The sequence below is a fragment of the Curtobacterium sp. MCBA15_005 genome (assembly GCF_001864855.1).
GTDB lineage: Bacteria > Actinomycetota > Actinomycetes > Actinomycetales > Microbacteriaceae > Curtobacterium > Curtobacterium flaccumfaciens.
The window spans coordinates 17,799-30,386 of the sequence record NZ_MJGL01000012.1 but is presented as its reverse complement, the minus strand read 5'-3'; the positions used below and the strand labels follow the sequence as shown (position 1 = coordinate 30,386).

General features: G+C 69.4%; 8 protein-coding genes. 1 reads left to right on the top strand and 7 read right to left on the bottom strand.

The features are described 5' to 3' along the window. Positions 1 to 51: 51 nt before the first annotated feature. The 3 genes from BIU89_RS08360 to BIU89_RS08350 are packed head-to-tail and all read right to left on the bottom strand — an operon-like array spanning position 52 to position 8,519. Complete coding sequence (locus BIU89_RS08360; RefSeq protein ID WP_071245779.1) at positions 52 to 4,323, bottom strand: FtsK/SpoIIIE domain-containing protein; 4,272 nt, start codon at positions 4,321 to 4,323, stop codon at positions 52 to 54. A 36-nt stretch (positions 4,324 to 4,359) separates the two neighbouring features. After that, the gene (locus BIU89_RS08355; RefSeq protein ID WP_071245777.1) at positions 4,360 to 5,766 is read right to left on the bottom strand and encodes a hypothetical protein; all 1,407 of its coding nucleotides are present in this window, start codon (positions 5,764 to 5,766) and stop codon (positions 4,360 to 4,362) included. Beyond that, complete coding sequence (locus BIU89_RS08350; RefSeq protein ID WP_071245775.1) at positions 5,763 to 8,519, bottom strand: hypothetical protein; 2,757 nt, start codon at positions 8,517 to 8,519, stop codon at positions 5,763 to 5,765. Before BIU89_RS08350 ends, BIU89_RS08355 begins: the two co-directional genes overlap by 4 nt. Before the next feature lie 253 nt (positions 8,520 to 8,772). Between BIU89_RS08350 and BIU89_RS08345 the strand changes: the two genes are divergently transcribed. Then, positions 8,773 to 9,366 (top strand): hypothetical protein, encoded by a 594-nt coding sequence (locus BIU89_RS08345; RefSeq protein WP_027466622.1) that lies wholly within the window; start codon positions 8,773 to 8,775, stop codon positions 9,364 to 9,366. Positions 9,367 to 9,683: 317 nt separating this feature from the next. Here the strand turns inward: BIU89_RS08345 and BIU89_RS08340 are convergent, their stop codons facing one another. The 4 genes from BIU89_RS08340 to BIU89_RS18080 form a co-directional block, all read right to left on the bottom strand. Further along, positions 9,684 to 9,965, bottom strand: coding sequence for a hypothetical protein (locus tag BIU89_RS08340; protein ID WP_071245773.1), 282 nt, complete (start codon positions 9,963 to 9,965; stop codon positions 9,684 to 9,686). A gap of 39 nt (positions 9,966 to 10,004) precedes the next feature. Next, positions 10,005 to 10,280 (bottom strand): hypothetical protein, encoded by a 276-nt coding sequence (locus tag BIU89_RS08335; RefSeq protein ID WP_139178886.1) that lies wholly within the window; start codon positions 10,278 to 10,280, stop codon positions 10,005 to 10,007. Positions 10,281 to 10,355: 75 nt separating this feature from the next. Then, entirely contained in the window at positions 10,356 to 10,829 is a 474-nt protein-coding gene (locus BIU89_RS08330; protein ID WP_139178884.1) for a hypothetical protein, read from the bottom strand. 540 nt (positions 10,830 to 11,369) lie between these two features. Further along, the gene (locus tag BIU89_RS18080) at positions 11,370 to 11,744 is read right to left on the bottom strand and encodes a hypothetical protein (protein ID WP_139178882.1); all 375 of its coding nucleotides are present in this window, start codon (positions 11,742 to 11,744) and stop codon (positions 11,370 to 11,372) included. Positions 11,745 to 12,588 lie beyond the last annotated feature (844 nt).

Below are 12,588 nucleotides of genomic sequence, written 5' to 3'. Positions count from 1 at the left end.
GGAGGCCCGTGGCGGCGTCGCCACGGGCCTCCAGTCCGTCAGTCGGTCGGGTCAGCTGCCTGCGGACGCGGTCTGGACCAGGCGGACGGCTCCGCCGGACGACGCGTAGCCGCGCCCCACGGTCAGCGCGACCGGTGCACGGCGCGGGAGCGTGACGCCGAGCAGCTCGCCGTCGTAGTCGACGTCCGGCTGCAGGAGCACGCCGCACCGCGACTTGCGGACGGCGCGGGTCCAGTGGCTGTAGAGCGACCGGAGGTCGGCGGACCGACCGGCGGCGACCACGCACAGACCGGGACGCTCCGTCGCGAGCAGGGTGGCGATCGCCTGGTCGCCGTCGTCGAAGCGTTCGGCGTCGTCGATGAGCAGCAGGACCGGACCGCGCTCGAGCCGCAGCCCGGCCAGCAGTGCGGGGACCTCGTCGGGTCCGACGGCGACGCGGTCGAACGATCCCGAGGCGAGCGGTGACCGACGGTCACAGATCGCCCAGACGGCCGGGCGGACGCCCTCTGCAGCGCGTGCCAGTGCCGCCAACGCCAGCAGGACGGTCGACTTGCCCGAGCGGGCCGGCCCCGCGACGAGCACGTGTTCGCCGTCGTAGACCTCGAGTGCGGCCGGAGCGAGGTCGTCCTCGGCGATCCCGACCGGCAGCCGCCACGGCTCGCTGGAGAAGACCGCACCGGCACCGAGCTCGTCGACCAGGACGGCGTCGGGCAGCCGCCCGACCGCACTCGCCTTCGGAGCGGTGCCGGACCAGCGCTCCGCGAGGCGCTCGACCGCCTGCGCGAGCGGGACGTCGGGTGTCGCCACGTGTGACTGCAACCGCAGGACCGAGTCGATGAAGCGACCCGGCACCGGTGGCGGGACGTCCTTGGGGCGGACGCCGATCGAGGCGTAGTCGTACGGGTCCGCGAGGCGGAACATCCACTTCTGGGTGGTCACTTCGTCCATCGCGGACGGCACGGCCTTGGCCCGTGTCGTCGACACGGCGAACGAGATGCCCAGCGCGGGCCCCTCGGCGTAGACGCGGTACAGGGCGTCCAGCAGCAGCTGGCCCTCGAAGTCCTGGTACTCGTCGCGCAGTGCCGCGAGACCGTCGATCAGCACGATGGCACGCCGGCCGCCCGGGGTGGCTCGACGGCGCTCGAGCTCGACGCGCAGGTGGCGGAGGAACCGCGCCTGCAACTCCCCCGCGCCGGCACCGGAGCCGACGTAGGCCGTGGTGTGCGGCAGCCGGGCGAGCGGAGCCAGGTCGCCTGGACCCATGTCGAGCACCAGCAGGTCGAGGTCGTCCGGGCTCGTCGCGGCGGCGAGCTGCAGGGCGACGGTGGCGAGCGCGGTGCTCGTCCCGCTGCCGGGGATGCCCATGAGCATGAGGTTGCCCTCGTCGAGGTCCCATCCGGTGGTGACCTGACGCTGGTGGTCGGGGTCGTCCGCCAGGGCGACGGGCACCGTCCGCGACGTGTCAGCGGCGTCGGCTGCTGCCAGCGCACCCAGCTCGACGCGGTCGCCGAGTGCCTCGGGCCAGATCGGGCGCGGCGGGGCGTAGCCGGCGGCGGCGTTCGCCTGCCCGATCGACTCGATGAGCTGGTCGAGGTCGGTCACGTCGGACGCCGTCGGAGCCGGGGCGGGCATCGGCGCGGGAACGCCGAAGACGTCCGTCGGACGGACCGACACCGGCTGCTCGGCGCGTTCGTCACGGGCGCGGCCGGTGACGAGGGCTGTCTGCACCGGGGTGATGTCGTCCTGCCCGAGCTTCACGTAGGCGCGACCGGTCTGCTGGCGACCGATGCCGGCGGCCGCGGGGACGCCGATCACGTTCGTGGAGTCCTCGCGGCTCTGCACCCGCAGCGCGACACGCATGTTGGTGTTCGCCAGGATGTCCTCGCTCACCACGCCGGCCGGCCGCTGGGTGGCCAGGATCATGTGGACGCCGAGTGTGCGCCCGACCGCCGCGACGGCGACGAGCGAGGTCAGGACGTCGGGGAAGTCCTTCGCCAGCATCGCGAACTCGTCCACGACGAGGAGCAGGCGCGGCATCGGCTCGTCCGGCTTCGTCGCCAGGTAGGCGTCGAGGTTGTCGATGTCCGCCCCGGCCGCGGCGAACACCCGCTGCCGTCGCTCGAGCTCGGCCTCGAGCGCACGGATCGCCCGGTCGGCGAGCTGCTCGTCGAGGTTGCTGATCGTGCCGATGGTGTGCGGCAGCCGCTCGCAGGCGGCGAACGCGGCCCCGCCCTTGAAGTCGACGAGCAGGAAGTTCAGGCGCGTCGGGTCGTTCCGCGCAGCGAGCCCGGCGACGAGCGACCGCAGGAACTCGCTCTTGCCCGAACCCGTCGTGCCACCGACCAGGCCGTGTGGTCCGTCGCGGACGAGGTCGATCTCGAGGACGCCGCTCTCCGACGACCCGATCGGGGTCGAGAAGCCGGTGCGGGCGTCCCAGGCCGTGCGGATCGCATCGGCTGGGCTCGTGCCCGTCGGGGTTCGCGCGACCGTGTCGTCACCCGCGAGCAGCTCCGGCAGGCGGACGAGCGACGGCAACGACGCACCCGGCACCAGCAGTTCGGGATCGTCGAAGTGCGCCACGCTGCGGGCGCTCCGTTCGGCGGTCTCGGCGCTGAGGCCGGCGAGCACGACGTCCTCGACGCGGGTCCGGTCCTCCGGCCGGTAGACCGTCGCTGCGGCGTCGGCCCCGACCGTGATGATCGTCGTGCAGGCTGCGGGGAGCTGCTGCTCGTTGGTCGCGATGACGATCCCGCTCACCCGTCGGGGCTGCTCGCCGGGACGGAGCGACTGTCCGGGCACGGTGCGCCCTTCGCCGAGCAGGTTCCGGGCAGGTGCGTCGCGGCCCTCGGTGAGCACTTCCGAGTCGACCACGACGAGCAGGTTCGGGGTCGGGAGTTCGTCGAGCGACTCCCGCAGCCCCCGGAGCATCGCCGCGCTCTGGTCGCGCTGCGCCGACATCCAGCGGGCACCGGTGCTGCTCCCCGCCACGCGCGCGTGCGGCAGCCAGGAGGCCCACCCCCAGTCGTCCGCGCGGCCGGCGTCACAGAAGATGCCCACCGCCAGGTCTGCGGGTCCGCAGTGCACGGTGGCCTGCGTGAGCAGACTGCGCGCCAGCGCGAGCGCGCCCTCGCGGTCGCCGACGATCCCGACGACGCCGGCGTCGGACAGGTCCGCCACGACCGGCGCAGCGGTGAGGCGACTGTCGGCGACGGCGGCCTTCGCCTCGTCCTCGAGCTTGGACGACGCCGCCCGCTGATCGAGTTCGGGGCGCCACGGTGCGTCACCGGTGCCGGCGTGCAGGCTCAGGAAGTCAGCGTCCTCGGAGCGTCGCTGCCACAGCAGGGTGGTGGGGAGCTCGGCCCGGCGGACGACGGTGGCCGGGTCGGGGACGAGTTCTTGCCGACGGGCCGCCTCGACCGCTGCGGCCTCGGCGATCTCACCCCGGAAGGACTCCACGGCCTCGGCGAAGCGGGTGTCCTCCTCCTTCAGGTTCTTCGCCCGACGGTGCTTCTGCTCGAACCACATGCCGATCGCGGTGACCGGCGACAGCAGCGCGAACAGGGCGAACCGGGCGTCGCCGAGCAGGAGCACCATCGCGCCGGCGAGGACCAGTGGCGCTGCGACGGTGATCCAGCTGAACTTCGAGGCCTGCGGGACCTCGCGCTTGGCCGGCGGGTCGACGGTCTCGGTCTCGGTGTTCCGCCCGGCTCGGGGCGGGCGGTTGAACGGCGCGGTCGCCGCGGGCGTCAGGTTGGCCAGCGAGCCCGCGGCCGGCACGGGGACCTCGTCCAGCGCTGGCCGGACCAGCAGCACGGCGCCGCCCACGATGACGCTCGTGGTCCCGGCGAGCAGGACTCCCTCGGCATCGATGCGCTCGCCCGCGATCACGGTGCCGTTCGTCGAACCGGCGTCACGCACGCGGACCCCGTCGTCCTCGCGCTCGATCGTGCAGTGCTCCCAGGAGGCGCTCTCGGTGGGCAGCACGACGTCGGCTTGCGGCGCCCGGCCGACGACGAGCTTCCGGCTGCGCGGGACCGGTACGACGAGACCCGCGTCGAGTCCCCCGGCGAGGGTGACGCTCCACCCGTCGATCGTCTGCGGTCGCTCCTGTGGTGCGCGGCCGATGCGGGACCCCTCGAGCAGGACGAGGTCGCGCAGCGGGGTCGCCGCACTGGTGCGGTGACCGTCGACCGCGAGGGTCGTCTCGGCATCGAGCTCGACGCCGATCGCCGCCGAGAGGAGCTCCCCCAGCGAGGACGCGCCGGACCACCCGTCGACCTCGACCGCTTCACGTCGGTCGTCGAGCTCGATCAGCAGGCGCATGCTCGCGGTGTCCTTCTCGGGTTGTGCGTGGGTGGGTCAGCGTGCGGTGGAGTCCTCGAACCACACCAGCGAGGTGGCCTGAGCCGCGTCATCGCCGGATGCGTCTTCGGAGCCAGCAGCGGCGGCGTTGTCGGGTCGGAGTCCGAGTGGCTGTGCCGAGGCCGCCAACACCGTCGCGGACGCACCGAGCGCCTGCTGCCGCGTGAAGTCGAGCGCCGGACCGGCGATGCCCGCCGCGGAGTCGAGGTCGAGCGCGGCGAGGGCATCGGTCACGTCGGAGGGCTCCGTGCTGCCGGCCTTGCCGACCGCGCGGACCAGGGCGACGACGGCATCGTGGCTGCGGGCGTCCGCTGCCCCGGCCACCGCCGAGAACGGCCGGTCGCCCGTCAGGTTCTGGGCGTCGGCATCGTCGGCGAGCACCCGGACCCCACCGAGGAACGCGGACATCGCCCGACCTTCGGCGTCCGAGGAGAGCGCCCGTGCGTCGTCGGTGGCCACCCCGACGGTGCGGAAGGAGCCGCTCAGGCTGCCGCCGGCATCGATGAGTGCAGCGCCGAAGGCCGGACTCGTCGCGTCCGGGGTGAGGACGACCGGCACGGTGACGTCTGCGGCCTGCAGTGCCGCCACCAGGGCACCCTGTCGTTGCGCGGACCCGCTGACGACGACAGCGTCCGAGTCCGGCGTGGCCTTCGGGTCGGCGTCCGCGGCCTCGGCGGTGTCGTCGTCTGCGTCGGTCGCGCCGGTCCGCGAGGCGATGGTCGCGGCGAGCTCCGCGGTGTCTGCGGTGTCGTCCCCGTCGAGGACGTGCGCCACTCGGAGGTCTGCGGGCGCACCACCGCCGAGGTTCACCAGGAGCGGTGACTTCGCGTCGCCGAGCGCCGTCGTCATCGCGGCGCCGATCGACTCGGCGGTCGGCGCGGTCGACCACGAGTCCTTCTCGGCCGAGGCGTAGGGCACCACCACCGGGATGTGCTTCTCGGCCGCCGTCGTCAGCGCTCCGGAGACGTGCTTGCCGGACGACGCGACGACGATGCCCGCGACGCCGCTCTTCGCCAGGGACTCCACCGCGGTCTTCGCCCCCGCGGACGTCCCGCCGTCGTTCTTCGTGACGAGCGTGATGTCGGTCCCGCCGAGTGCCAGTCGTCGCTCGGCGACCAGGGCACCCTGCGCCGCCTCGTTCCACTCGGAGCCTTCACCGTCACCCAGGGTGACGACGACGCCGATCTTCGTGGTGTCGGGGACGTGCTTGACGGTGATCTCCACCGGCACCGTGGCCGGGACGGCCTCGGCCGGCGTGCTGCTGCCGATCGCCCGGAAGGTCAGGACGGCGGTGACCACCGCGGCGACCAGGAGCACCGCGATGGCGGTGATGACCAGCGGACGGCGATTACGCGGACGTCCCGCCTCGGTGCCATCGGACTCGTCGATCGTCTGGTCGCTCATCGGTCCGCCCCGATCCGGAAGGTGTACAGCGTGGTCGAGGTCGCGCTGGCCGGCACCTTGAGCTGGAAGGCGGGCAGCGTCGTCGCGGCGTCGAGGGAGGCCCGGAACTGCTCCTGCTGGAGCAGGATCCCGGCGACGTCCTCGGCGCGGACGTTCGCGTAGCCCGCGGCGTTCTGCGATGCCAGGGCGAGCTGGTAGTCGGCGGAGTCGGACTTCGCCGCGCTCGTGGCCATCGCGCCGAGGATGCCGGATCCGTTGACCTTGCGGTCGCCCAGGTCGAGCATCACCCGGTTGAGGTCGCCGGTCAGCAGCGTCGAGGCTCCCTGCACGTCACGCGTCGAGGCGCTCGTGCTCGCAGCGATCTGTTCGAGACTCGAGGCCGTCTGACGGTCGACGGCGGATGCCAGCTCGGAGCCTTCCTGCTCCAGCGTCCCGCGCTGCTCGTCGATCGTGCCCTTCGAGTCCTTCGTGACCTCGCCCGAGGTGGACCGGAGCCCGGAGATCGACTTGTCGAAGGCCGAGATGACGGCGTCGCGGCTGCCCTTCGCGGTCTCACTGACCTGCCGCACCTGCTGGTCGATGATCTTCTGCACGTCCTTCTCGGACTGCGTCGATGCGTCGGCGAAGGCCTTGCGGACCGCGTCCTGCAGCTGGGTCTGCTGCGTGCTGATCGCGGTCAGCTGGGTGCCGACCACAGCGCTCGACTTCGTTGCCTGCTCGACGAGTTCCTGGAGCTCCTGTGCCGCTCCCTCGACCGAACCACCGTCGTTGCGCACCGCCCGGCGGACCGAGGCGATGCCGTCGTCGAGCGCGTCGACGTCGTCGGACAGCGTCGTGACCGCGGCACCGATGCCGGTCTCGGAGCGGAGATCGGTCGCCGCGACCACCGCGTCCCACTGCTTCGCCTGGTCCGTGAGGCGTTGGTCCATCGGGGTGCTGAAGCGTCCACCCGGCTGCAACGTCGTGCCCTCTTCGGCACCGGGGCACGGCGTGGCGGTCAGGTACCCGCGCAGCGCATCGGCCTGCTCGGCGTCGAGCTGGTCCGTCGCCGCGAGGGCGCAGAGCTGGTCGGCGACCTCGAGGTTCTGCGCCTGCATCGAGGTGCTGAACAGACCGTCGCCGGCGTTGCCCACCAGCCCGCGCGCTGCGACTGCCTGCCGGTTCACCGTCGTGACGGCGTCGCGCACGGGGCCGAGGTCGTCAGCGGTCTGGTCGCGGAGGTCCTGCAACGCCTGCAGGGTGCGCGCGACCTCACCGGTGCCGTCGGCGCCGAGGGCCTGCACGGCGGTGTCGATCTCGCCGAGCTTGGCGCGCAGGGCGTCCGACTGCTCGATCGCCGTGTCCGCGAGCTTGGGGTCGAGCTGGTCGGCGAGCTGCTGCCCGGTGCTGACCAGACCGATCAGCGAGGTGCTCACCGCACGCGACGAATCCCAGAGCGCGCAGGTCAACGATCCACGGGCCTCCTGAGGGGCACACGTCGTCTCGTCCGGCGACGCCGGGCCGACCGCTCCCGCCAGCTGCGCACTGACCTGCTGCTTGCACGCCTCGCTCGCATCGGCGTAGCCGGTGAGCTGCGCCGAGACGCGGAGGAGGTTGCCGTAGACACTGCCCCCGGCGGACGGGGTCTTCGGCGTGGCCGCGCACCCGTTGCCGTCGAGCACCGTTGCCGGCGCGGTCGCGGAGGTGTCGCCGAGCAGGCTGTCGAGACTCGTGGTGGTCTGCTGGAGCTGCTGCAACACCGTCGACTGCGTGGCCTTGACCGTGGTGCCGAGGTCGCTGTTCAGGGAGCCGAGCTGTCCGGAGAGGGACTGCATCGTGCTGGCAAGGGAGGAGCTGCTCTCCTTGAGGCGCTCGGCCGTGCTGACGCCGAGGGTCTCCGACGTCGTCTCGAGGTTCGACCGGACTTCGGTGATGGTGCCACCGGCACGCGCCAGCACCTCGTTCACCTGCGAGATCAGGTCGATCGTGCGGCGCTGGAGCGCGAGTTCGGAGTCGCTGTCGGACCCGAAGGCCGCGTTGACGACGCCCGTGGAGGACAGGTCCGTGGACAGCCCGGGCTGCGCGGCGACGTCGATGGTCGGCGCGGTGAAGTCCTCGACGTCGGCGACGAGGTGCAGCGTGCTGCTCGCACCGGAGGTCGGCGGGGCGAGCAACCGGCCCCACTGGACGACCGCGTCGCCGTCCTCGTTGGTGCTCACGACACCATCGGTCGACGAGCCGGAATCGGCCGAGTCCGTGACGACGCGGTCGGCGGCGGTCCCCGCCAACACGGTCGACGCCGCGATGCTGAAGGGCGCGCCCACGAGTGCCGGGGTCGAACGCGACGTGCCTGCGACGTCGTAGGTCAGGTTCTTCGACGTGACCGTCAGGTTCTCGATCGTCAGGTCGATCGACACCCGACCCGAGTACCCGTCGAGGTCGGCCAGGTCCGTGCCGGTCTTCTTCTTGGTCGAGTACTGCGTCGTGATGCGCAACGGCAGGTCACTCGCCGCCTTCGCGGGGTCGTGCTCGGTCGTCGCGGACGAGGAGTCCTTGCCTGCGACGGAGATCGCGGTGTCCGAGATCGAGGTGATCGAGCCGTCCGCGGCGAGGCGCGTGTCGACGGTCTGCAGGACCCTCGAAGGGTCGGCAACAGGCTTGTCGTCGGAGGTGCAGCCGGCGAGCACCAGCGCAGCGATCCCCGTGACGGCGACCGTCCCCGCGATCCGTCGTCCGGTCCGTCGTGCTCCGGTGTTCCCGGCACGCTGGTTCATCACGGTCTTCCCCCCAAGAGAATCGTCGAGCACATCGATGCTAGTTGCTGAACGGCGTCAGATCCGGGCTGGTCTCCCCCGGGAGCCACCCCCGTTCGGGCCACAGCTCGCTACTGAAATCCAACATAGAGCATCCGCGAGTGTGCTCGTACCTGTCCACAGAGCGCTGATACTCTGCACGCATGATCCAGGGGGACCAGGGCGTCACGCCCTTCGAACGACGGCGCACGAACGCACGAACGGGGGCGGACCGGTGAACATCAACCTGTCGCCGGTGCTCATCGCGCTGATCGCCATGATCACCATCCCGGCCGCCGTCAGCGCGCTCGTCCGTCAGAACGACCGGAAGCGGCCACCGTCCACCGTCGTGGGCGACGAGGCGTACGGCGTGCTCTTCACCGTCCGTGCTCGCCGGTTCAGCTACCTGCTGCTCCGGATCATCGGGATCGTCGTCATCGTCGTCGGCGGGTTCTTCTTCCTGGCCACGCTCAGCCTGCTCGACGACCCCGACGCGATCGGCATGCTCATCGCCGGCGTCGGCATGGTGCTGTTCGGGATCCTGTTCGTCTACCTCGGCGTCGGTCAGAAGCGCCGTCGCGTCGAGGCGTACGACTCGCAGCTGGTCGTGACGCCGATGTTCCGTGCCGCGCGGACTGTCGACCCGGCGGCGATCAAGCGCATCCGGCCCACCACCAACCGGTTCGGTGGCCTGGACATCAAGGTGAACGGCCAACGCGGCGTGATCAGCGTCCTGTCGATCGACGCCGCCTATCCCGAGCTCTGTGCATGGCTCGAGCAGCGGGCGCCCGCGCAGTGGGGTGAGTTCGTCGGGGCCTTCGGGCGCTGAGCGACGCACTGCTGCTGCACTTGGCCGACGGACCTATCGTGTTCGCACGGGCTCGAAGCTCTTCACGTACACGGCCTGGCGGATCGTGTTCAGGAATGCCCGCATCGTGAATGAACCCTCGCCGACGTCCAACCGGTAGCGCTCCCCCTCGGCCAGGTCATCCTCTTGTCGCGATCCGCCGCTCAGGCAGCACAAGCGCCCCGCAGTCGGACGTCTCCAACACGACCTGCGACGTCGACGAGCCGACGCCCTTCAAGGAGTGACACGAGTCCGCACTGCTGTGCGCGGAGCTGACGGTGCAGCCATTCAGTCCTGGGTCACTCGACTGCAGCCCCAATGTCCGTCGTACGGTGCGGGCCAACTTTCCGTCGCACCGCTTCGGAAAAGGCCAGCACCAGCGCCCCCAGCTCGCTCTCGTAGGGCCAAGTGTCGGCAACAAGGCGGGCGGCGCCCTGTATCCCGCTGCGGTATGCCGGATGGTCGGGCGCCTGCTCGAATGCGGCAATGAGGACAGATCGTACGGCGGCTATCTGCACAGCCGACGCGGCGTCCTCGACGGCGTGGACGTCGAGTTGCTTGAGCAATTCCGACAAGGTCATGTTCTGCCGTGCCCCTTCAGCGCTGGAACAGCGAGTCCATCACGGGAATGTGCGCGTCACCCGCAGCAGCGCGGAGAGTGACCGCTGGAACGCTTCGGTCGCAGGGACATCGCCCGCGCCGTCAGGCGTGACCACGAACATGTCGCCCATGCCCCCTGCCCCCGTGTTCGACGCGGAGTAGATCCTTCGGTAGATCCGCCGCCGAGCAAGCCACGCCTCCTCGACGCGGAGTGCCTCGGCCTGGCGGAGGTAAAAGCCCTCCGCCTCACGAGCCCCCATCCGGCAGAGGAATCCGGCCACCTCGTTGCACAGCACGACGACCTCGTCCCGTGTGCTCCTTCGTCTCAACATCACCGCTCCGGCTCACTCGTCGTTTGGGCTGTCACGCAATCAACGCCGGGGCGTCTCCGAGGCGAGCACTGCGGTGTAGCTGTAGATCTCCGGCGCTACCTTCAGGACCTTGAGGCCGGCACGCAGCCTGAACGAGCCAGCACCGACAGTGAATCGGTAGCGCTCGCCTGGTTCCACCGCGGACGCCATCCGCTGCATGCTGGACCGATCGACGCCTTCCAGGTAGAGGAGATTCCCGCAATTCGTGTGGAAGGTGACCTGGGGTTGTGCACCGCCGGCTCCCTTCGCGGACCGGGAAGACGACATGTTCGCCTCTGCCGAATCGACCCTACACACGACGTTCATGCGGTGCCCATCGTCGTACCGCCCGAGAATCGACGGACCGAAACCGAACGTGGCCACCGGGAGCCCGATGATCAAGAACAACAGTCCGACGGCCTGCAACCGCTCAAGAAAGACACGGGCAGGGCTCTTGTGAGGGCGACGAAGCGTGTGATCAGGAGCAGCGCTCACCAGGTCTTGTTCCTTCCCTACCTCGAAGGGCGGACATGAAGTAGCCCACTAGGACATCCAGCACGGGTTCGACAATCAGTGAGCCGACGATTGCCAACTCGAGCCCTAACGGGCCATCGGAGCGTAACGGGTCGATTACGCGACACGCTTCGCCCGCGCCTTCCAAGCCCTGTATCGCAGGTGCGAGGCAAGGCAAGCTGAAGCGAAGCTGCGCAGAACAAATGGAGGTGCAGCTAACGCCCCACTGCCTCCAATTCGTGAAAAGACGAACAAACCGATGAACAGCACTGCGATCATAAAGCGCATACGGGACGGAACCGGAGGCTCAGGCTCGCCGGGACGAACCCCGCCAAGCCACCGAGGACCGAGTACGGCGTCGCCGCGAGAGCATGATCACCAGCAAGCACGAGGGGCAAGGCGATTTCGGATCCGCCGATCGTCGCCGCAGCGATGAGAATGCCGCGATGCTGCTCGACGTCACCCGCGTGCGGGGGTCCGACCGGTAGAGACCTTGCGTGAACGGCGAGGTTGCGTCGCACGCTACTCCTGGGTTGCCTTGAAGTCGCGCACATCAGGTGCGACCTTGACCAGCTGAAGAACCGAGCGCAACCGGTAGGTCCCCTCTCCAACCATGAATCGGTAGCGTTGCCCCGCCTTAAACTCGTCGGCCACGCGATCGACATTGTCCTTGTTGATACCTGAGTCGATGAGCAACCGCCCACAGCCTTTTGTCTCGATGACAACTTGACTACCAGAACTCCCGACGCCCTTCAAGGAACGACTCGAAGTACTCCCGGCTTTTGCTGATTCAACAGCGCAAGTTACTGGCATTGGATGAGAATCGTCGTACACACCCAAAGCGATCGGCGCAGCAAAGAATGCCAAGATCGGGAAGACAACGACGAGGAAGAGCAAGAGTAAGGCGATGGTGCGGTTCCGAAATACACGCCGCCGGGCGCCGTCCGTCCCAAGCCGGGTCTCCGTATTCGGCACGGTTACGCTCTCTTTCTCTCGTCGCCCGACACTCATGGCGCACGATGTGAACTGACGGTAGGATCCCGCGCCCCTGCTAGGAACCCTGTTCCAAAAGTCTGGACAAGGTTCGCTCGACTCTGATCCTTGCCCGGCCGGACCAACTCATTTGCCATGGCACCAACGCCGCCTATACTGTGGTTCACCACACCCGATCAAAGCGGTAGCTCCTGGAGAGCTGAGGTCCAAGTTCTTAACGATCTTAGCTCCGAGCCCCCGGACCCCAGGCTGAAGCCCGCACCCAGACCGAAGCCGGACAGCGTCGGACTCGGGCGACACCACCCGAGGATCCGTCAAGCGCGGTGATCCGCGCATCGGCATCGCCGTCGAAGCCCCCCGAAACGGTTCAAGCTTATTCGTGAGCTACGTAGGACTGCACAATCACCGGTGTCCGGAAGGTGTGGAGCACTTCCCGCCAATTGAATGACCCCGCCCCAATGCGGAATTGCACGCGTCCGGCGGAACTCAACTCGTCCGCGATCTCCTGCTTGTTCTGCTCAGTCACCCCGCGTCGCAGGACCAGGGGCCCACAATCCTTCGTGTCGACTTCAACCTGATCGAATAGGGTTCCGACACCCCTCGAGGAGGTCGAGCCACCCGATGAGGCCTCAGCCTTCCGAACTTCGCAAGTCTCCTCAATCTGGTGCGATCTGTCATACGCTTTGAAAAGTTGCCCGCCACCGACTATGCCGATCGTGACGAAAACCGCAAAACCGAGAACGGAAAA